The organism is Bradyrhizobium sp. USDA 4503 (assembly GCF_054055815.1).
The window spans coordinates 2,075,669-2,094,563 of the sequence record NZ_JBSRXS010000001.1 but is presented as its reverse complement, the minus strand read 5'-3'; the positions used below and the strand labels follow the sequence as shown (position 1 = coordinate 2,094,563).

At 65.2% G+C, this 18,895-nt stretch carries 20 protein-coding genes; 13 read left to right on the top strand and 7 right to left on the bottom strand.

Annotation, left to right across the window (positions count from 1 at the left end; genetic code table 11):
- Positions 1-60 precede the first annotated feature (60 nt).
- The gene (locus tag ACVMIH_RS10285; RefSeq protein WP_156436187.1) at positions 61-411 is read right to left on the bottom strand and encodes a hypothetical protein; all 351 of its coding nucleotides are present in this window, start codon (positions 409-411) and stop codon (positions 61-63) included.
- 92 nt (positions 412-503) lie between these two features.
- Positions 504-731, bottom strand: coding sequence for a hypothetical protein (locus tag ACVMIH_RS10280; protein ID WP_456861577.1), 228 nt, complete (start codon positions 729-731; stop codon positions 504-506).
- A 99-nt stretch (positions 732-830) separates the two neighbouring features.
- Here ACVMIH_RS10280 and ACVMIH_RS10275 point away from each other — a divergent pair, with 99 nt between their 5' ends.
- From ACVMIH_RS10275 to ACVMIH_RS10260, 4 genes are all read left to right on the top strand, one after another.
- Complete coding sequence (locus ACVMIH_RS10275; protein WP_456861575.1) at positions 831-1,325, top strand: ArsI/CadI family heavy metal resistance metalloenzyme; 495 nt, start codon at positions 831-833, stop codon at positions 1,323-1,325.
- A 124-nt stretch (positions 1,326-1,449) separates the two neighbouring features.
- Positions 1,450-4,152, top strand: coding sequence for a bifunctional diguanylate cyclase/phosphodiesterase (locus ACVMIH_RS10270; protein WP_456861573.1), 2,703 nt, complete (start codon positions 1,450-1,452; stop codon positions 4,150-4,152).
- An 81-nt stretch (positions 4,153-4,233) separates the two neighbouring features.
- On the top strand, positions 4,234-4,683 hold the full coding sequence (locus ACVMIH_RS10265; protein ID WP_057017046.1) for a PPC domain-containing DNA-binding protein: 450 nt from the start codon (positions 4,234-4,236) through the stop codon (positions 4,681-4,683).
- A gap of 105 nt (positions 4,684-4,788) precedes the next feature.
- Positions 4,789-5,085 carry a septal ring lytic transglycosylase RlpA family protein gene (locus ACVMIH_RS10260; RefSeq protein WP_016840471.1) on the top strand — a complete coding sequence of 99 codons (297 nt, stop codon included), beginning with the start codon at positions 4,789-4,791 and terminating at the stop codon, positions 5,083-5,085.
- A gap of 19 nt (positions 5,086-5,104) precedes the next feature.
- Here the strand turns inward: ACVMIH_RS10260 and ACVMIH_RS10255 are convergent, their stop codons facing one another.
- Entirely contained in the window at positions 5,105-7,573 is a 2,469-nt protein-coding gene (locus ACVMIH_RS10255) for a PAS domain-containing protein (RefSeq protein WP_456861572.1), read from the bottom strand.
- Positions 7,574-7,747: 174 nt separating this feature from the next.
- Complete coding sequence (locus ACVMIH_RS10250) at positions 7,748-8,527, bottom strand: thermonuclease family protein (protein WP_076831238.1); 780 nt, start codon at positions 8,525-8,527, stop codon at positions 7,748-7,750.
- Positions 8,528-8,868: 341 nt separating this feature from the next.
- Between ACVMIH_RS10250 and ACVMIH_RS10245 the strand changes: the two genes are divergently transcribed.
- From ACVMIH_RS10245 to ACVMIH_RS10230, 4 genes are all read left to right on the top strand, one after another.
- On the top strand, positions 8,869-9,075 hold the full coding sequence (locus tag ACVMIH_RS10245; RefSeq protein ID WP_316399113.1) for a hypothetical protein: 207 nt from the start codon (positions 8,869-8,871) through the stop codon (positions 9,073-9,075).
- A 197-nt stretch (positions 9,076-9,272) separates the two neighbouring features.
- Positions 9,273-11,288 carry an acetyl-CoA carboxylase biotin carboxylase subunit gene (locus ACVMIH_RS10240; protein ID WP_076831235.1) on the top strand — a complete coding sequence of 672 codons (2,016 nt, stop codon included), beginning with the start codon at positions 9,273-9,275 and terminating at the stop codon, positions 11,286-11,288.
- A gap of 106 nt (positions 11,289-11,394) precedes the next feature.
- Positions 11,395-12,261, top strand: a complete 867-nt coding sequence (locus ACVMIH_RS10235) for an isocitrate lyase/PEP mutase family protein (RefSeq protein ID WP_253623764.1) — start codon at positions 11,395-11,397, stop codon at positions 12,259-12,261.
- Complete coding sequence (locus ACVMIH_RS10230) at positions 12,258-12,557, top strand: acylphosphatase (protein ID WP_253590005.1); 300 nt, start codon at positions 12,258-12,260, stop codon at positions 12,555-12,557. Before ACVMIH_RS10235 ends, ACVMIH_RS10230 begins: the two co-directional genes overlap by 4 nt.
- A 9-nt stretch (positions 12,558-12,566) precedes the next feature.
- Here ACVMIH_RS10230 and ACVMIH_RS10225 read toward each other — a convergent pair whose 3' ends face one another.
- A complete protein-coding gene (locus ACVMIH_RS10225) occupies positions 12,567-13,379 on the bottom strand; it encodes a class I SAM-dependent methyltransferase (RefSeq protein WP_456861569.1) in 813 nt (270 codons plus the stop codon).
- 232 nt (positions 13,380-13,611) lie between these two features.
- On the opposite strand from ACVMIH_RS10225, the gene ACVMIH_RS10220 reads away from it, so the two are divergent.
- The 4 genes from ACVMIH_RS10220 (at position 13,612) to ACVMIH_RS10205 (ending at position 16,730) form a co-directional block, all read left to right on the top strand.
- Complete coding sequence (locus ACVMIH_RS10220) at positions 13,612-14,169, top strand: GbsR/MarR family transcriptional regulator (protein ID WP_456785139.1); 558 nt, start codon at positions 13,612-13,614, stop codon at positions 14,167-14,169.
- Positions 14,170-14,195: 26 nt separating this feature from the next.
- Positions 14,196-14,861, top strand: a complete 666-nt coding sequence (locus ACVMIH_RS10215) for a DUF4166 domain-containing protein (protein WP_028336452.1) — start codon at positions 14,196-14,198, stop codon at positions 14,859-14,861.
- Positions 14,858-16,294 carry a TIGR01777 family oxidoreductase gene (locus ACVMIH_RS10210; protein WP_456861567.1) on the top strand — a complete coding sequence of 479 codons (1,437 nt, stop codon included), beginning with the start codon at positions 14,858-14,860 and terminating at the stop codon, positions 16,292-16,294. The genes ACVMIH_RS10215 and ACVMIH_RS10210 overlap by 4 nt, the downstream gene beginning before the upstream one ends.
- 73 nt (positions 16,295-16,367) lie before the next feature.
- Positions 16,368-16,730, top strand: coding sequence for a hypothetical protein (locus tag ACVMIH_RS10205; RefSeq protein ID WP_143271108.1), 363 nt, complete (start codon positions 16,368-16,370; stop codon positions 16,728-16,730).
- Positions 16,731-16,748: 18 nt separating this feature from the next.
- On the opposite strand, the gene ACVMIH_RS10200 is transcribed toward ACVMIH_RS10205, so the two are convergent.
- Positions 16,749-17,606 (bottom strand): LysR family transcriptional regulator, encoded by an 858-nt coding sequence (locus ACVMIH_RS10200; RefSeq protein ID WP_456861565.1) that lies wholly within the window; start codon positions 17,604-17,606, stop codon positions 16,749-16,751.
- 115 nt (positions 17,607-17,721) lie between these two features.
- Between ACVMIH_RS10200 and ACVMIH_RS10195 the strand changes: the two genes are divergently transcribed.
- Complete coding sequence (locus ACVMIH_RS10195; RefSeq protein ID WP_168857472.1) at positions 17,722-18,147, top strand: tautomerase family protein; 426 nt, start codon at positions 17,722-17,724, stop codon at positions 18,145-18,147.
- A gap of 3 nt (positions 18,148-18,150) precedes the next feature.
- Here the strand turns inward: ACVMIH_RS10195 and lipB are convergent, their stop codons facing one another.
- Positions 18,151-18,879, bottom strand: a complete 729-nt coding sequence (gene lipB / locus ACVMIH_RS10190; protein ID WP_456861563.1) for a lipoyl(octanoyl) transferase LipB — start codon at positions 18,877-18,879, stop codon at positions 18,151-18,153.
- Between the last annotated feature and the right edge of the window lie 16 nt (positions 18,880-18,895).

Below are 18,895 nucleotides of genomic sequence, written 5' to 3'. Positions count from 1 at the left end.
TGTGCGGAAGGGTGCGCGCTGCCGAATGGCAGCAGCGCACGGCCGGTCACGTCGACCGGATCAGGCGCGGGGTGGCTTGAAGGGAGAGAGGCGTTCGGCCGAAGCCGGCAGCCCGATGCTGGTGTCGCCGTAGCTGTGCGGCGCATAGGCGATCGGGAACGCGGCCTCCTGCGGAGCCACGGAGGCGACGTGCGTCAGGCAATGGTCGCTGTGAGGCGAGGCGGGATGCGCCGGAGCCTTGCCGCCGGCGTCGTTGATCGACTGCGCGATCGAGAAGCCGGGAGCCGCGTCGGCATCGCCGTCGGAGGTCCAGCCGTGGAAGAACGACAGCACCAGCGCAAGCGAAATCAGTCCCGCAAGCAGGCTGCGCCAGCGGCGCGATCCCGTTGCGTGAGGAGAAGACTGAATCATGGTGCGCGAAGCGTCCATGGGGCCTACTTAGCGCCGTGCCCGCGCGCATTCAAGTTCCGGTCCGCGACAGATTGGCCGCGGATACTATAACGTTACGCGCGGTCTGCGGTTCGGCGCAGCAGCCATCGGCGCGCCGCGGCGACCGCCCAGATCGCTTCGACGAGGCCGAACGGCCAGGCGCCCTGCAGGAAACCGTAGGCCGAGCCGAGCGCGCAGGAGACAGCGAAGGCCAGGATGAACCAGGGGCTGCGATCTTCGGCCGCATAGCAGACGAGCATCATGGTCACGGCGAATAATCCGAACAGCGTCAGCGCATCCATTCCGCAGCAGAACTCCTGTTGTAACGCTGTTGATATCTGATCATGCTTGGGATGGAATATCCATCCAGCGTCGCCGCCCTAACCTAAAGGGACTGCACCATGAAGCGCATGCATGTTCACGTCGCCGTCAAGGACATCCCGCAATCGGTCGGCTTCTACTCGGCGCTGTTCGGGGCCGAGCCGACGGTCGTGAAATCAGACTATGCCAAATGGATGCTCGACGATCCCCGCGTCAACTTCGCGATCTCGAGCCGACGCCGCGAACCGGGCCTCGACCATCTCGGCATTCAGGTCGAGAGCGCTGAAGAGCTCGGCGAGGTGTACGGACGGCTGCGCAAGGCCGGCGGCGAGGTCATCGAGCAGGGCCAAACGGTGTGCTGTTATGCCAAGTCCGAGAAGTCGTGGATCGACGATCCCGCGGGGATCGCCTGGGAGACGTTCCACACGACCGGTGAGAGCATCGTCTATGGCGACGGCACCGGCGAGCGGACCGCGCGTGTCGCGCACGAGAAGCAGGAAGACAAACAGAGCGCGTGTTGCGCCCCACAGCCCGAGGCCGCGCCGCCCGAGGCTTCGGCTTGCGGCAGCTCGTGAGTATGGAGCGGCCGAGTGGCCGGCTCTGCGCGAGTCCACGTTGGCCTTAACCGTCCGATAACTGATTTTCCTAACCACCCCTTGGGTTGTGTTCCCGTACAAGGGCATCCACAGGGGCAGGAAAATGTCGGTTGTCTCAACGAGCAGCGTGCCGGAATACCGGCGGCTGTCGATCAAGGGTGTGTTGCGCGCCAGCAGGATGGGCGCGATCCAGTGGCTCGTCTTGAGCGCCGCGCTGCTGGTGCTCGCCATCACGCTTGGCACCGGCTATCTCGCGCTGCAGTTTCGCGAGCGCGCGCTGGAGATGTCCGAGCGCGAGCTCAACAACACTGCGCTGCTGCTGTCGCGGCATTTCGATCAGCAGCTTACAGATCTCCAGCATGTCCACGACGACATCATGAATTACCTGCGGGCCGAGCAGGTCGAGACCGCCGATCAGTTCGAAAAGAACATGTCACTCCTGAGCGCGCACGAGATGCTGCGCACGCGGCTGGCGGCGCTGCCGCATGTCGGCGGGCTCAATCTGTTCAACGCCAAGGGATGGCTGATCAACTCATCCGAGATGTGGCCGGTGCCCGACATCAGCGCTGCGGACCGGCGCTATTTCCAGGAGTTCACTTCGGGACGGCCAACGTCTCCTGTCATCGTCGAGCCCGCAATGAGCAAGGTGACCGGCAACTGGACCACGATCTTTGCGCGCAAGATCACCGGGCGCAACGGCGAGATCATCGGCTTCGCGAGCCGCGGCGTCGAGCCAAGCCATTTCGAGGATTTCGTCGCCTCGCTGGCGCTGAGCGGCGACACCGTGATTTCGATGATCCACCGCGACGGCACCATCATCGCACGCTATCCGCAGGATGCCGGCGTGATCGGTCGCAACATCATCAATCTGCCGGTGTTTCAGAAGGTCATCAGCTTTGGCGGCAACACCTCGGGACGGTTCGTTGGCGCTTCAGGCGAGGAGAACGTCGGTGCGGTCAGATCGCTGTCGCATTTTCCAATCCTGATCCTCGCTACCACGAAAACATCGAGCGCGCTGGAGGACTGGCGCATTCAGACCAAACTGCAATTTTGCGCAGCCGTGTTGGCGGTACTGATCATCAGCTTCGCGGTCTTCCTGATCGTCCGCCAGCTGCAGCGGCAGCACGATGCGGCAAGCCGCAGGCTGTCCGAGAAGAGCCAGCACCTCGACACCGCCATCAACACCATGACGCAGGGGCTGCTGCTGTTCGACGCCTCGGCGCGGCTGGTGATCTGCAACCAGCAATATATCGACATGTTCGGCCTCTCGCCTGATGTCGCGAGGCCGGGCTGCCATCTGCGCGACTTGATCCTGCATCGCCAGGCGATCGGCTCGTTTGTCGGCGACGTCGACGAGTACTGTGCCCGCTTCACCAGTCCCAGGGGTGATGAGGTCCGGGATTCCGTGATCACGACGCCGGACGGTCGCAGCATCCGCCTGATCTACAAGCGTGCGCCCGACGGCGGCTGGGCCACCACGCTAGAAGACGTCACCGATGGGCGGCGTGCGCAAGCGCGGATCGAGTATCTCGCGCATTACGATGCGCTGACCAATCTGCCGAACCGGACGCTGTTCCAGCGCCACGCGGAGGGGCTGCTGCTCGAGGCCGCCACGCGCGAGTTCGCCATCCATTACATCGATATCGACGAGTTCAAGCGGATCAACGACACGCTGGGCCATCTGATCGGCGATGAGTTTCTGCGGCGCGTCGCCGAGAAGTTGCGCCAGTCGGTCGGGTCGAACGACTTCATCGCGCGGCTCGGCGGCGACGAGTTCGCGATCGTCCAGCACGACATCACTTCGGACGACGACGTCGGCGACCTGGTCGCACGCATCTATCAGTCGCTGCGCACGCCGTTCGACTGCCTCGGCCATCATTTGTCGAGCGACGCCAGCATCGGCATTGCGATCGCCCCGCGTCACGGCTCCGATCTGTTTCGCCTCCTCAAATGTGCCGACCTTGCGATGTACGCCGCCAAGGCGGCGGGCCGCAGGACCCATCGCTTCTTCGATCCGGCGATGGAGGCGCAAGCTAATCTGCGCCGCGCGCTGGAGGCCGATTTGCGTATCGCGCTGGCCGAGGGCGGCTTCGAGCTGCACTACCAGCCGCTGGTCGACCTGCGCAGCGACGAGGTGACCGGCTGCGAGGCGTTGCTCCGCTGGCGGCATCCCGTGCGCGGCATGATCTCGCCGGCCGAGTTCATACCGGTTGCCGAGGAGACCGGGCTGATCGAGGAGATCGGGCAGTGGGTGCTGCGCACCGCCTGCACCGAGGCGGCAGCCTGGCCGGCGCATGTGCGCGTCGCGGTCAACGTCTCGCCGATCCAGTTCAAGTCGGAGACGCTGGCGCTGAAGGTTGCGAATGCACTTGCCGAGAGCGGGCTCGATCCGCGCCGGCTCGAGCTCGAGATCACCGAGGCGGTGCTGATCGCCGACGACGATGCGGCGCTGGTCACGCTCGGCCAGCTCCGCGCGCTCGGTGTCCACATCGCGCTCGACGATTTCGGCACCGGATACTCGTCGCTGCAATATCTGCAACGCTTCCCGTTCGACAAGATCAAGATCGACCGCAGCTTCGTCAAGGAAGTGACCCGCAACAGTGGCTCGGCCTCGATCATCCGCGCCGTGGTTTCGATCGCAGCCGACCGCAACATGATCACCACTGCCGAGGGCGTCGAGACCGATCAGCAGCGCGACACCGTGCAGATGCTCGGCTGCACGCAGATGCAGGGCTACCTGTTCAGCAGGCCGGTTCCTGCGCGGGACCTGCGGACGCTGCTCGCGGCCGATTGCGTCGCCGCCTGAGCGCCTGTCGATCCGGTCCGTCAGGAACAATCGTCGCCGTCTCCGATTGAGAGTGGAAGCTCTTGAGAGGCGAGGCGGTCCATGAAAAGCAAGCTCGTGTCCGATGCGCCCAGCGCGCAGGTTCACGTCGTCGTGCTCGATAGCGGCGAGGAAGCGTTCGGCGCGCTGACGAAGTTTGCCAATGATGCCAAGGTGACGGCGGCATCGCTCACCGCGATCGGCGCGTTCGAGCGGGCAACCGTCGGCTGGTTCGATTTCGCATCCAAGAGCTATCGGAAGATCGAGATCAACGAGCAATGCGAGGTGCTGTGCGCGATCGGCGATATCGCGACCGGCGACGACGGCAAGGCCAGCCTGCATATTCACATCGTGCTCGGACTGTCGGATGGATCGACGCGTGGCGGCCATCTGCTTGCCGGCATCGTTCGGCCGACACTGGAGGTTGTGGTCACCGAAGCCCCTGCCAGGCTTCGCCGGCGGAAGCGGCCCGAGCTCGGCATTGCCCTGATCGATCCAGCCGCGACCGCCTGACGCTTTCCTCCGAAAAGTTCCTAAAAATCGACCTGCCTACGCCGAGGCGCGGAACCGAACCCGTGGAACCGCGTTCCCTTGCGGGGCTCGACCGGCAGGCGATCAATGAAAACCGCAGCAACGTCCGCGGCCATGCTGCTGTTTGCCTCGTGCATGGCAAACGCAGAGAGTGGCCTTGCGTCCTATTATCGTGGCATCGGCAGGAGTGGCGAGATGACCTGCGCGCATCGCAAGCGGCCATTCGGCAGCATGATCACCGTCTCGTATCTGGGAAAATCGATCCGGTGCCGCGTCAACGACCGGGGCCCGTTCGTTCGTGGACGGATCATCGATGTGTCGACCACGGCGGCCCGCGCGCTCGGCATCCTTCAGCTCGGCGTCGCCCATGTCGTGATCCAGTAGAGCGCGGCCGGCGGCAGGATCAGGGCCTGGAAGCAGTCGCCCGCTGTTCGGCGATCGCCTTGCGGAGCGTCCGTGACAGCGCCTCGACCGAATAGGGTTTCTGGATCAGCTCGAAGCCGCTGTGCGCGTTCTCGGCGAGCACGTTGCTGTAGCCGCTGGTCAGCACCACCGGCAGTCCAGGAAAGCGATCGCGGATGATTCCGGCGAGCTCGACGCCGTTCATGCCCGGCATGATCACGTCGGAGAACACCAAGTCGGCGGCGAACTCGTTCTCCGAGAGGATCGAGAGCGCGGCATTGGCATTGGCCGCGCGCTTGACCGAATAGCCGAGATCCTCGAGCAGCTCGGTGGAGAACTGGCCGACATCGTCGTTGTCCTCCACCACGAGGACGCGATAGCCGCGGCCGATCGAAGCCTGCTCGGTGCCCGCGCTGGCGGCGACCTTGGCGTCCGCCGGGCGCATCGCGTGCGGCAGATAGATGGTGAAGGTCGCACCGTGCCCGGGCGTAGAGGTGACCTCGATGTCTCCATCGGATTGCTTGACGAAGCCGAAGGCCTGGCTCAATCCGAGACCCGTTCCCTTGCCGACCTCCTTGGTCGTGAAGAATGGCTCGAAGATCGCGTCAAGATTTTCCGGCGAGATGCCGGTGCCGGTGTCCTGGATCGAGACCGTGACGAAATCGCCGCTGCGCGAGGCCTGGGCGCGCAGGGCAGGGATATTCTTGACCTTCCGGACGCCGATCGTCAGCTGGCCTTCGCCGCTCATGGCATCGCGGGCGTTGACCGCGAGATTGAGTAGCGCGGTCTCGAACTGGCCGATGTCGGCGATCGCAAAGCAGTCGGGATCCTCGATCCTGACCTCGATGTGGATCCGCGCGCCGACCAGCGGGCGGATCAGCTGCGTCACGCTGTCGACCTGCGTGCCGACATTGAACACTTCCGGATTGAGCGGTTGCCTGCGCGCAAATGCCAATAGCTGGGCGGTGAGCTTGGAGGCCCGCTCCACGGTCTCGGAGATCGCATCGATATAGCGGCGGCGCCGGTCATCCGGCAGATCGCGGCGGCGCAGGAAGTCGGTCGCGGAGCGGATGATGGTGAGCAGGTTGTTGAAATCGTGCGCGACGCCGCCGGTGAGTTGGCCGACGGCTTCCATCTTCTGCGATTGCCGCAGGGCTTCCTCGCCGCGGCGCCGTTCGGTGATATCGACGGCCTCCGGAACGGCGCCGACGATGGTGCCGTGCTGGTCCTGCAGCGGCCGCATCGCGAAATCGAAATAGCGCTCGCCGATCGGCAGGCGCAGCTGCATCTCGATCTTGACTTCCTCGCCGCGCATCACGGTCGCGAAGGCATTCTGGATCACGCGCGGCATGCCCTCGGTCGCGGCGAACCACGGCGTGTCCCAGAACGGTTTGCCGACGACGTCGGCGGCATCGGTACAGATGCCGGCCAGCGCCGTCTGGTTGGTATAGAGCAAGCCGCCATCGCGGTTGAGCAGCATCTGGTATTGATGGCTGGTTTCCAGGATCGCGCGCGTCTGCGCTTCACGGGATTCGAGCTGCGCGGTGCGCTCCAGGATGCGCCGCTCAAGCGACTCGTTGAGCTTGCGCAGCTCGATCTCGGCTTCCTTGGCCGCCGTGATGTCGTGGGCGACGCCGATGAAGCCGATGTGCTTGCCGTTCGGGTCCCAGCGCGGCTGCGATTCCGAGCGCAGCCAGCGCCAATCGCCTGCGGCGTTCCGATAGCGGGCCTCGAGCACGAATGGCTTCAGCGAGAGCTCGCCGGTGATCTGCTCCTGCAGGATTTGCGGCAGGTCATCCGGATGCAGCGCCTTGCGCCAGTCGAACACGATCGCTTCCTCGAACGGCAGTCCAAGGAAGTCGAGATAGGCCTGGTTGGCAAAGGAGCGGGTGCGGTCGAGCTTGGTCACCCAGATCGGCACCGGCGCGCTGTCGGCGATCAGGCGGAAGCGCTCTTCGCTCTCGCGCAGGGTCTCCTGTGCCAGCATCTGATCGGTGACGTCGAGATCGGCGCCGACCAGCCGCAGCGCACGGCCGCTGCGGTCGCGCTCGATCTTGGCGACGACGCGGATCCAGCGGCTGTCGCCGTCGTTCGGGCGGATGATGCGGTATTCGGCCGTGTAGTCTTCGCCGCCGGCCTTGAGCACGCCGAACAGGTGCCGGATCGTGCGCTCGCGATCCTCGGGGTGGATGCGCGCGACCCAGTTCTCATAGGTCTCGTTGATCTCTTCGGGCGGCAGCCCATGCACCAGGAGATATTCGGGAGAGCGGCGGTTGCGCACGCCGTCGCGGAAATCGATCTCGAGTCCGCCGACCCGCGCGATGCGCTGGATCCGCGCCAGCTCCGCTTCGCGCTCCTGGAGCTCGCGATGGGCGCGATCGCGTTCGCGCGCGATCTCCTCAAGATGCTGCCGCAGCCGTTCGGCTGCCGCAGCTTCGGGAAGCACATCAGCGGGATCGGATGGGGTCATACGCGCCGGCAACCTCTCGGTGCAGTCTCACACAGGACGCGGCGGCTTTGCCAGCTTGATTTACGGCAATCGTTAGGCTGAGTCATTCCGGGGCGATGCGAAGCGTCGAACCCGGAATCTCGAGATTCCGGGTTCGCTTCGCGCCCCGGAATGACGATGCAATCCACGAGCTCTTCATTTGCTCTTGGGCGGCCGGCAATTATAGGCCCGGCGGAACCCGGCGGCCTGTGCATCTTCCTCGGAGCAGAACCAGCGATCCGGATTGCCGAGGCCCGGGTAACTGCGGCACGCCTGCAGGTGGTAGATGCCGACATTGCCGGTGACGCGGGCGCGCACGGCGTATTTGCCCTTGATGTTGCAGCTGGCCGGCATCGGCAGGTCGTCGGGGAAGAGCACATTGCGGATCTGCGTGTCACGGTCGGCGGGGCAGGCGTTGCCGAGCAGGGCGCCATCCTTCCTGGCCGTACGAAAATCGCGCGGCGCCACGAAGCAGCCCTTCCAGAGCCCGGCGCGATTGTCCTTGGCGGTGGCTTCATCCGGCTTGAATCGGCCAGTGGCCGACCCCTCGACATTGAGAGCATAGCCCTTCTGGACCAGCACCTGGCTGAGGCTGGTCGGGTCGCCCTCGATCTTGCAGACGCCGAGGCGGCGCTTCTTGAAGGTCGGATCGACGCCGATATCGTCGCAATGAATTGGCTTGCCGCCGATCAGCCTGGTCAGCTGGTCGCGCGCCTCGATCCCGCAAGTCCAGGCGTCGGCGTGCTCGTCGATGCAGAGCTGATCGACCGCCGGCGCGTCGATGCCGTCGAGCCGATAGGTCGTGTTGCCGAGCTGAACGGTGCCGGCGTCCTTGATGACCGCAGTGGCCGTGGGGCCTGCGGTTGCAGTCGGGCTGGTGGTTGCAGACAGGAAGGCCAGGAGAAGCGTCGTGGCGACCGGATTTCGAAACCGCATTTTCTCAACTTCAGATCTTTGGCGGGCAGCCGAACTTCTAGCACAAGCCGGTACGATCCAACCAAGGACTGTTCGCGAGCGGGGCGTGCGAACCGTCACATCCCGATCGGCATTCCGTGGCGCAGAACGGCCGGACATTGCCATTGAAGGGATGCGCATGGGCGAGTTTCGTTATCAACGTCCTCCGCCGAAATCATCACCGGCATTTGGAGCCTGCAATGCCTCGCGCGCTGGCGGCGGAAGAGAAAGACGGCCCAAGAGGCCGCGCCCGATCAAAGATCCAATTGACTTGATGAGAACAAAATAGGAACATGATGCACCACCTGAATCCCGGATACCCCATGATGTCTGCACGGCCCGAATCTGACGACGATGACGGGCCGGAAGCCGCTGTCGATCAGGCCATTTCCGCCTGCGGCGGGAATTTGCGCGCCACCATCCGGGCGCTGATCGTGGCCAATGAATTCCTGGAGAACGAGGTCAGCGAGCTGATGAAGGCCGTCGCGAAGGCTCATTCGCGTGGCCGCTTCAAGACCTATTCGGGCTGAAATACCGATCGGGCTACCGCCGAGGACTGACCAGGGACTGGCCGGGCAGCGGGCAGGGTCTGCATTAGACCGTTGCCTCCGGGGCAATTTGCTGTACCAACGGAGTGGTTACGCCCAATCGCCCGTGCCAGATTGCGCGGGGAGGAATCCTGCCAAATGGACAATTCGAAGTCCGAAAAAGCCCAAGCAAGAAGAGCATGTTCAAACGAATCCTGATCGCCAACCGCGGCGAGATCGCCTGCCGGGTCATCAAGACTGCGCGCCGTATGGGGATTGAGACGGTCGCCGTCTATTCCGAGGCCGACCGCGACGCGCTGCATGTCGAGATGGCCGATGAGGCCGTGCTGATCGGACCGCCCGCCGCGGCCGAGAGCTATCTTTTGATCGACAAGATCGTCGAGGCCTGCCGCAAGACCGGCGCGCAGGCGGTGCATCCCGGTTACGGCTTCCTGTCCGAGCGCGAGGCGTTTCCGCGCGCGCTGGAAGCCGCCGGCATCGTCTTCATCGGTCCGAACCCCGGCGCCATCGCCGCGATGGGCGACAAGATCGAATCCAAGAAGGCCGCGGCGAAGGCGAAGGTTTCGACCGTGCCGGGTCATCTCGGGGTCATCGAGGACGACAAGCACGCCGTCCAGATCGCCGACGAGATCGGCTACCCCGTGATGATCAAGGCCTCCGCCGGCGGCGGCGGCAAGGGCATGCGCATCGCGCATTCGAAGGCGGAGGTCGCCGAAGGCTTCAACCTCGCCAAGGCCGAGGCGAAGTCGTCGTTCGGCGACGACCGCGTCTTCATCGAGAAATTCATCGTCGATCCCCGGCACATCGAGATCCAGGTGCTCGGCGACAAGCATGGCAATGTGATCTATCTCGGCGAGCGCGAGTGCTCGATCCAGCGCCGCAACCAGAAGGTCATCGAGGAGGCGCCGTCGCCGCTGCTCGACGAGACCACCCGCCGCAAGATGGGCGAGCAGGCCGTCGCGCTGGCGAAGGCCGTGAACTACGATTCGGCCGGCACCGTGGAATTCGTCGCCGGCCAGGACAAGAGCTTCTACTTCCTGGAGATGAACACCCGCCTGCAGGTCGAGCATCCCGTCACCGAATTGATCACCGGCATCGATCTCGTCGAGCAGATGATCCGCGTCGCCGCCGGCGAGAAGCTCGCGATCGCGCAGAAGGACGTGACGCTGACCGGCTGGGCGGTGGAATCCCGCGTCTATGCCGAGGATCCGTTCCGCAACTTCCTGCCGTCGATCGGGCGCCTGGTGAAATACCGTCCGCCGGCCGAGGCCAGCCATGACGGCATCACGATCCGCAACGACACCGGCGTGCAGGAAGGCGGCGAGATTTCGATCCATTACGATCCGATGATCGCCAAGCTCGTCACCCACGCCCCGTCGCGCGCCGCGGCGATCGAGGCGCAGGCGACCGCGCTCGACGCCTTCTATGTCGACGGCATCCGGCACAACATTCCGTTCCTGTCGGCCTTGATGAACCATCCGCGCTGGCGCGAGGGCCGGCTGTCGACCGGCTTCATTGCGGAAGAGTTCCCCAAGGGATTTTCGGCGCACGCACCCGAGGGCGAGTTCGCGCGGCGGCTGGCTGCGGTCGGCGCCGCCATCGACCACGTGCTGGGCGAGCGCAAGCGGCAGATCTCCGGCCAGATGGGCGGCCGCGTGGTGCTGCGCGAGCGCCGCCGCGCGGTGTGGCTCGACCGCGCCGAGATCGCGCTCGATGTCGCCCGCGAGGGTGACGCCATCGCGGTGCGCTTCATTGCCGCCGACGGGCTCCCTGGCAATCCGCACAATCTGGTGTCGGGCTGGGTGCCGGGCGATCCGGTTTGGCAGGGCACCATCGACGGCAACTTCGTCGCCGTGCAGGTGCGGGCGATCAACAACGGCTTCCGCCTCGCGCATCAGGGTTTTGAGATCCCGGTCTATGTTTTCACCGAGACCGAGGCGACCTCGGCGCGGTTGATGCCGGTGGTCTCGGCCGCCGACACCGGCAAGAAGTTGCTGTGCCCGATGCCTGGTCTCGTGGTGTCGATCGCGGTGACCGAGGGGCAGGAGATCAAGGCCGGCGAGACCCTGGCGGTGGTCGAAGCCATGAAGATGCAGAACGTGCTGCGCGCCGAGCGTGACGGCACGGTCAAGAAGATCCACGCCGCCGCCGGCGCCACGCTCTCGGTCGACGCGCTGATCCTGGAGTTCGCTTAGCACCGTCATTGCGAGCGCCAGCGAAGCAATCCATCTAGCCTCATATGATGAGAGATGGATTGCTTCGTCGCTTTGCTCCTCGCAATGACGTGGATGGAGACACATCATGGCCTTCCGCAAACGCCGCGAAGCCCTGCGATCGATACTCACCGGATCGATCTGCATCCGCCCGGGCTCGGTCTATGACGCGACCTCGATCCGGATTGCGGAGGATCTCGGCTTCGAGCTCGGCATGTTCGGCGGCTCGGTGGCGTCGCTCGCCGTGCTCGGCGATCCCGATATTGCGCTGATCACGCTGACCGAATTCGCCGAGCAGATACGCCGCATGTCGCGTGCGTCGACGCTGCCGGTGCTGGTCGATGCCGACCACGGTTACGGCAACGCGCTCAATGTCCGCCGCACGGTCCAGGAGGTGGAGGCCGCCGGCGCGGCCGGCCTCACCATCGAGGACACGCTGCTGCCGCAGGTGTTCGGCCAGGCCAAGACCCAGCTGATCTCGCTGGAGGAAGGCGTCGGCAAGATGAAGGCGGCGCTTGACGGCCGCAGCGATCCGTCGCTCGTCATCCTGGGCCGGACCGGTGCCGTTTCGATCACCGGTCTCGACGATGCGATCGCACGTGCCAGGGCCTATGAGGCGGTCGGCGTCGATGGCTTGTTCTTCACCGGCATCAAATCGCGTGGCGAGTTGGAGGCGCTCTCGGCCGCGACGACGCTGCCGATCGTGCTCGGCGGCGCGCCGGAGGAGATGACCGCGCTCGACTATCTGGCAAGCCGGCGCGTCAGGATCGCGCTGCAAGGCCACGCGCCATTCGCGGCCGCAACCCAGGCCGTCTACGAGACGCTGAAGGCGCTGCGCGAAGGCACCTCGCCGAAGAACCTCAAGGGCATTGCCTCGTCCGAACTGACCGGCCGAGTCATGCGCGAGGCGGAGACCAAGGCGCGCAGCGGCGAGTTCCTCGGTCTGAAGAAATGAGCGGCGTGATCCGCCACGTCACCATCAGCGGCCGCGTCCAGGGTGTCGGCTATCGCGCCTGGGTCGACGAGCAGGCAAACGCACGCGGCCTCGAAGGCTGGGTCCGCAACCGCCGCGACGGTAGCGTCGAGGCGGTATTCGCCGGTCCCGACGACGTCGTCACTGAAATGATCACGGCATGTGGCCGCGGTCCGTTCTCGGCGCGCGTCGCTGCCGTGCACGCCGGATCTGGCAATTCCGATCTTTTGAACCAGCGCCGGGCAGGGGAGCGGTTCTCGGTCCTGCCCACGATCTGAAGCGCGTCGTTACGCGACCGCTGAGATCACCAGCGCCTGAATCCGGCCTTCGATCGCGCCGTTGCCGAAGCGGTGCGCAACGGCCGATGCGGCATGCTCGGTCGCCGCATCAAGGCCGATACCGCCGCGCGCCTCGATCTCGCCACGCAACGGTGATCCCTGGCAAAAGCCGATCGCAGGATCATGAGGCGCATTGGCCCGGCTTTGCAGCCGAACGTCGTCGATTTCGATCTTGCTGAAGCCCGCAACTGCAAGGTCGGCCCGGATCGGGTCGGCCGCGTAGTGGCCATAAGGCGTGCGCGCCAGGAAGCGCGGCGGATCGGCCGGAAAGACCTCCGCCAATGCCTGGGTCACCACGTCGGCAAACTCGTTGTCTTCGATGCGACCCCACATGCTGAACAGGAAACGGCCGCCCGGCTTCAGCACGCGGCGCGCCTCCGAATAACCCTTGGGCTTGTCGGGGAAGAACATCGCGCCGAATTGGCAGGCGACGACGTCGAAGCTCGCATTGTCGAACGGCAGGTTCAGTGCATCGGCCTGCCGCCAGGTGATTGCGGTCCCGCTCGGCATCTGTGACTTCGCTCGTTCGAGCATCGGCTCATTCAGGTCGGTCGCCACGATCCTGGTGTCGCCGCCGAGCGCGGACGACAGCGCGCGGGTGACGGCGCCGGTGCCGGCTGCCGTCTCAAGCAGGTCGCGCGGGCCAAGAGCCTTGGCACGTTGCGCCAGATCGCGTGCGTAGGGTTCGAAAATCATCGGCACGAGGAGCCGGTCGTAAAGCTCTGGAATGGATCCAACGAACTCCTTGTCGGACGCTGGCATGCGCAATCTCCATTGCGGCCGTGACGCGGGCGACCCGGTGCACGGCCCAAAAACATCCACCCGGATCAACTTGGACGAAGATCTCGGGGGCCACAAAGGAAAACTCCTCACCTCCGATGCACGGCATTCGCCGAGGCGCCGGATAGGTCAGGAGACCTGCCATGTCTCGTGCGCCGTCGTGGACAGCACGGCCAGCCTTGACTTCTGCTCCGAACCGTCTGATATTTCTGTCATGACAGAAATATCCGCCAAGAAAAAACTTCCCGCCGTCGTCGAGCGCTTCATCCTGCATTGGGGCGACATGGGCGACGAATGGGGTGTCAACCGTTCGGTCAGCCAGATCCACGGGTTGCTCTACCTTGCCGAAGCGCCGATGACGGCGGAAGACATCGCCGACACCCTCGGCATGGCGCGCTCCAACGTTTCCAACTCGATCAAGGAGCTGTTGTCCTGGGGATTGATCCGGCGGGTGCCGATCCTTGGCGATCGCCGCGACCACTTCGAGGCCGAGACCGACATCTGGGAGGTCGCGGCCAGGATCGCGGCGGGACGCAAGGAGCGCGAGATCGATCCCGCGCTCGCAGCGCTGCGCGCCTGCGTCTCCGACGCGGCCGACGATCCCGCGATCAGCCCGCTCGCGAGCAAGCGGCTGAAGGAGATGCTGACATTCACCGAGCTGGTCGACCGTTGGTACACGCAGATGCTGAACGTGCCGCGGCCGCGCCTGGTCGCGTTGATCAAGCTCGGCGAGAAGATCGTGAGTTTCCTGCCCACGGGCAGGGCCAAATAAAGGCGGCGGCGTAACGGGAGCGTGCGATGGCGTCAGCAAGGATATCCACCTTAAAGACAGCGCCGGCTTCCGATACAAAGCTGCTCGACGACCATCGCTTCCGCGCATTGTTGTCGGACGAGGATTGGGGCCGCCTGCCGGTTGCGATCTGGCGGCGCTTCTCGAAACGGTTCGAGGACGGCAACACCGTCGTCTATGTCGGCGAGGTCGAGGAAGCCGCGTGCAGCCGCATCGGCTGGTGGCTGGCGCAGGCCGCGCGGCTGATCGGCGGACCGTTCCCGACCGGCACCGAAACGCGCGTGCCGATGATCGTCACCGTCACCGAGGACGCGGCAAGCGGCGGCCAGGTCTGGACCCGCATCTGCGCGCGCCGCGACGGCTTCCCGCAGGTGATTCATTCCGCCAAGCGCTTTGCCGGTTCGACCGGGCTCGAGGAATATGTCGGCTTCGGCGTCAGCATGGCGCTGCGGATCGCGGTCGAGCACGAGGCGCTGGTGTTTCGCAGCGTCGGCTATTCGCTGCAACTCGGCCCGTTTCGCCTGCCGCTGCCCGAATGGCTCACGCCGGGCGATCTCACCGTGACCCATTCCGATCTCGGCTGCGGTGACTTCCGCTTCACGCTGGAGATCATCCACCCGCGTTTCGGCAGGCTGATCCGTCAGTCCGCCGTGTTCAGGGAGGCCACGCCATGACGCCGCTGCTTTGGACACTTGTCGCCATCCAGATTGCGATGGGCGCATTCGATACGTTCTATCACCACGAATTCACCGAGCGGCTGGCCTGGCGTCCCTCGCAGCGCCACGAGCTGCAGCTGCACAGCGTGCGCAACATGCTCTATGCGCTGCTGTTCCTCGTGCTCGGCTGGCTGCAAGTGCACGGCATCCTTGCGATCGCGATCATGGCCGTCCTCGTCGTCGAGGTCGTCATCACCTTGATGGATTTCGTCGAGGAGGATCTGAGCCGAAAGCTGCCGCCGAGCGAGCGGATCAATCACACGCTGCTGGCGATCAATTACGGCGCCATCCTCGTGCTGCTGGTGCCGGTCCTGATCGGCTGGGCGATGCTGCCGACCGCCGTCGCGCCGGCCTATGCGGGTCCGTTAAGTCTGTTCGCGACGGCTGCGGCCTTCGGCGTCGCGCTGTTCGGCGCGCGCGACTTTGCCGCGACGAGGCGCCTCGGACGGTTGGCCAGCGTGCCGGCCGCGACGCTGGTCGAGAAATTGCCGGCGCGGCAGACCGTGCTGGTCACCGGCGCTACCGGCTTCATCGGCAGCCGCCTGGTCGCGAGCCTCACCGCATCCGGCCATCAGGTGATTGCGTTGATCCGAAATCCGGCAAAGGCCGACATGCTGCCGCCGCCGGTGACGCTGGTCACGAGCCTCGACCAATTGCCCGCCGACTACGGGATCGACGCCATCGTCAATCTCGCGGGCGAGCCGATCGGCAACGGCCTCTGGACCGAGGCCAAGCGCCGCAAGATCATCGCCTCACGTATCGACATGACGTCTGACGTGATCAAGCTGATCGCGCGCCTCGAACGCAAGCCGTCGGTACTCGTGAGCGGCTCCGCGATCGGCTGGTACGGGCTCTGGCAGGACCAGGTGCTGACGGAGTCGGCGAAATCCCACGCCTGCTTCAGTCACGAATTGTGCGAGGCCTGGGAGAATGCGGCGAAGCCGGCCGCGGATCACGGCGTGCGCGTGGCATATTTGCGCATCGGTCTCGTGGTCGGCATCGATGGCGGCTTCATCACGCGGATGCTGACGCCGTTCGAGTTCGGCCTCGGCGGCCCGCTCGGCTCGGGCAAGCAGTGGATGTCGTGGATCGAACGCGACGACCTCGTGCGCCTGATCGCGCATGTGATTGCGAGACCTGAACTGGCCGGTCCTGTCAACGCGACCGCGCCGATCCCGGTGACCAACATGAAATTCACCGAGGAGCTCGGACGCCGTCTGCACCGGCCGGCGATCTTCCGCGTGCCGGCGGCGCTGCTCCGCGCCGTTGGCGGCGATTTCGCCGACGAGCTCTTGCTCGGCGGCCAGCGCGTGCTGCCGAACAAGGCGCTGAGCAACGGCTTTGTGTTCCGACACGAAACCTTGCGCAGCGCGTTCGATGCGATCCTGTGAGGAGGCCTCGATGTGCAGCACCTGTTCCCGTGCATTCGGAGGTTGGCTTGCGGGCTGTGGCGCGGCGACTGCGGTGATTTCCGCCGTCGGTCAGACCATTGTGATGATGACGTCGCACGGCGATGTCGCGCGGCTGCTCTACGGCATCGTCGTGATGCTGCTTCCGTCGGCCGCGATCTTCGTCATCACTTGTCTGCTCACAGCAATTCCCACGGCGATCGTCGTCTGGTTCACCGAGGAGTTCCATATCCGAGCCGCGGGATTTTTCGCTTGCGCAGGCGCGGCGATCGGTGCGTTGAGCATCACTGTCCTTCTACGATCCCCGGCTGTCTGGACATCCGGACTGGTTTGCCTGTTCGTCGTGGCCGGGTTTGTCGCCGGCCTGACCTACTGGTTCGTCATGTGCGAACTGGCGGCAGGCGAAGACTCGATGTGAACGGCTGCGATGTTCAACCTATGCCGCAGACGCCACGCTCCGAAACGTCGCGGCCAGCGTCCTGAGTGCCGCGAGCTTGGCGGGATCGCTGACTTTCGAATGCAGCATCACCTTCGACGTGCCGAGCCGCGGCAGCTTGTGGGCAGGGCCGATATCGACCAGGCCCGGCGGCGCGATGCGGCGGACGAGGGGCGCGACGGCAAGCCCTGCAAGCGCGGCCGCCACCACCGCGGTGACGCCGCCGCCGACGAAGCTTTCAGTCAAGGCGATGCCGGCCTTGTCAAGCGCGCGCACGGCGAGGGCGCGCACGCCGCAGGGCGGCGCCAGGGTCGCGAGCGGCAGCGCATCGCCGCGCGGCCAGACGAAGCGTTTGGCGGCGAACCAGCCGAATTCGTCCTCGGTCAGCTTCTCGCCGCCGCGCCGGCTGCCTTCCTGGCGCACGATCACGGCGTCGAGCTCGCCGCCATCATAAGCGTCGAGCATTTCGCGCGAGAAGCCGATGGTCACGGAGAGGGCAAGCTGGGAGGCCATCGCGTGCAGCCGCTCCAGCAGCGGTACCAGCTCCGGGCCCGCGGCGTGATCACTGATCCCGAGCGTGAGTTGCTGCCGCGCCGGTTTCTCGCCGGCCAGCGCGCGATCATGCACCTCGATCAGCGCGCGGGCGTGCTGCAGGAAGGCCGCGCCGTCGGCGGTCAGCCGCACCGCGCGCGGCGAGCGCTCGACCAGCCGCTTGCCCAGCACCGTTTCGAGCCGCTGCAACTTCATGCTGATCGCCGCCTGCGTGGTGCCAAGCGCCTCGGCGGCGCGGGTGAAGCCTTGCAGCTCGGCAACGAGGAGGAAGGCCTGCACGGTGTCGATATCGAGCGTGGCGGTCATGATCAAAGATTGTTATCATTGCTATCAATCTAGATAAGATACCAAGATGATGCGCGAAGGTCTAGCTAGAGGAGGCGCAATTGACCCGCGCCAACCGGATTCAAGGAGACCGATCATGCCGCTCATCACCGTCACCTACGCGACCTCGCGCGAGAGGCCGTCGCTGAAGTCCGACATCGCCGCCGCCGTGTCGGACCTGACCGCACGGATTCTGCACAAGGATCCGAAGGTCACCGCTGTTATCGTGAAGTCGGCTGATGCCGGCGACTGGTTCGCAGGCGGCAAGTCGCTCGCCGAGCAGGGGCTTGCAAGCTACTGGCTCGACATCCACGTCACCGAGGGCACTAACACCAAGGACGAGAAGGCGGCCTATCTCGCGGCGCTGTTCAAGCGGATGGGCGAATTGCTCGGGCCGCTGCATACCGAGAGCTACGCCCATGTCGACGAGGTGAAGGGCGACGCCTACGGCTTCGGCGGCCTTACCCAGGAGCGCCGCTACATCGCCGGGAAGCTCGAGGTCGCGCCGCAGAAGGCGGCGTGAAGCCTATGACATCGCTTCCGGCAGGCGCGCTGCGGTGTCGCCGAACACCTCGGAAAAGGCCTGCCGGAGCGCGACATCGACATCGGCCATCGTGACCGGCAATCCGAGATCGAGCAGCGAGGTGACGCCGTAGCGCGGATCGACCACGCCGCAGGGCACGATGGCCTGGAAGTGCGCAAGATCAGGCTCGACATTGATCGCGATGCCGTGGAACGAGACCCAGCGGCGCAGGCGCACGCCGATCGCGGCGATCTTGTCCTCATGGCCCGGTCCCTTGTCCGGGCGCCGCACCCAGACCCCGACGCGGTCCTCGCGGCGCTCGCCGCGGACGTTGAAGGCGGCCAGCGTGCGGATGATCCATTCCTCCAGCGAAGCGACATAGGCGCGCACATCGGGCCGGCGCCGCTTGAGGTCGAGCATCACATAGGCGACGCGCTGGCCCGGGCCGTGATAGGTGACCTGGCCGCCGCGGCCGCTCTGGAAGGTCGGAAAGCGCGGCGCGAGCAAATCGTCGGCCTTGCCGCTGGTGCCGGAGGTATAGAGCGGCGGGTGCTCCAGCAGCCATACCAGTTCGGGGGCCGCGCCCGTCGCGATCTTCACTACCCGCTCGTCCATTGCGGCGAGCGAATCGAGGTAGGGCACCGCGCGGTCGGAAATCCGCCATTCGACCGCTTCGCCGCCCGAAGGGCGCGCAAAGGTCGTCAAATCGAGGCTCTGGCGGTCGTTAACCATTAGCTAACCCTAACGT

Coding starts and splice junctions, on each gene's coding strand:
- ACVMIH_RS10265 (WP_057017046.1), top strand. CDS start 4,234: ATGAAAAGCAAGCTCGTGTCCGATGCGCCCAGCGCGCAGGTTCACGTC.
- ACVMIH_RS10275 (WP_456861575.1), top strand. CDS start 831: ATGAAGCGCATGCATGTTCACGTCGCCGTCAAGGACATCCCGCAATCG.
- ACVMIH_RS10250 (WP_076831238.1), bottom strand. CDS start 8,527: ATGCGGTTTCGAAATCCGGTCGCCACGACGCTTCTCCTGGCCTTCCTG.
- ACVMIH_RS10260 (WP_016840471.1), top strand. CDS start 4,789: ATGAAAACCGCAGCAACGTCCGCGGCCATGCTGCTGTTTGCCTCGTGC.
- ACVMIH_RS10255 (WP_456861572.1), bottom strand. CDS start 7,573: ATGACCCCATCCGATCCCGCTGATGTGCTTCCCGAAGCTGCGGCAGCC.
- ACVMIH_RS10235 (WP_253623764.1), top strand. CDS start 11,395: ATGGCCTTCCGCAAACGCCGCGAAGCCCTGCGATCGATACTCACCGGA.
- ACVMIH_RS10240 (WP_076831235.1), top strand. CDS start 9,273: ATGTTCAAACGAATCCTGATCGCCAACCGCGGCGAGATCGCCTGCCGG.
- ACVMIH_RS10230 (WP_253590005.1), top strand. CDS start 12,258: ATGAGCGGCGTGATCCGCCACGTCACCATCAGCGGCCGCGTCCAGGGT.
- ACVMIH_RS10210 (WP_456861567.1), top strand. CDS start 14,858: ATGACGCCGCTGCTTTGGACACTTGTCGCCATCCAGATTGCGATGGGC.
- ACVMIH_RS10200 (WP_456861565.1), bottom strand. CDS start 17,606: ATGACCGCCACGCTCGATATCGACACCGTGCAGGCCTTCCTCCTCGTT.
- ACVMIH_RS10220 (WP_456785139.1), top strand. CDS start 13,612: ATGACAGAAATATCCGCCAAGAAAAAACTTCCCGCCGTCGTCGAGCGC.
- ACVMIH_RS10195 (WP_168857472.1), top strand. CDS start 17,722: ATGCCGCTCATCACCGTCACCTACGCGACCTCGCGCGAGAGGCCGTCG.
- ACVMIH_RS10280 (WP_456861577.1), bottom strand. CDS start 731: ATGGATGCGCTGACGCTGTTCGGATTATTCGCCGTGACCATGATGCTC.
- ACVMIH_RS10225 (WP_456861569.1), bottom strand. CDS start 13,379: ATGCCAGCGTCCGACAAGGAGTTCGTTGGATCCATTCCAGAGCTTTAC.
- ACVMIH_RS10285 (WP_156436187.1), bottom strand. CDS start 411: ATGATTCAGTCTTCTCCTCACGCAACGGGATCGCGCCGCTGGCGCAGC.
- ACVMIH_RS10215 (WP_028336452.1), top strand. CDS start 14,196: ATGGCGTCAGCAAGGATATCCACCTTAAAGACAGCGCCGGCTTCCGAT.
- ACVMIH_RS10245 (WP_316399113.1), top strand. CDS start 8,869: ATGATGTCTGCACGGCCCGAATCTGACGACGATGACGGGCCGGAAGCC.
- lipB (WP_456861563.1), bottom strand. CDS start 18,879: ATGGTTAACGACCGCCAGAGCCTCGATTTGACGACCTTTGCGCGCCCT.
- ACVMIH_RS10270 (WP_456861573.1), top strand. CDS start 1,450: ATGTCGGTTGTCTCAACGAGCAGCGTGCCGGAATACCGGCGGCTGTCG.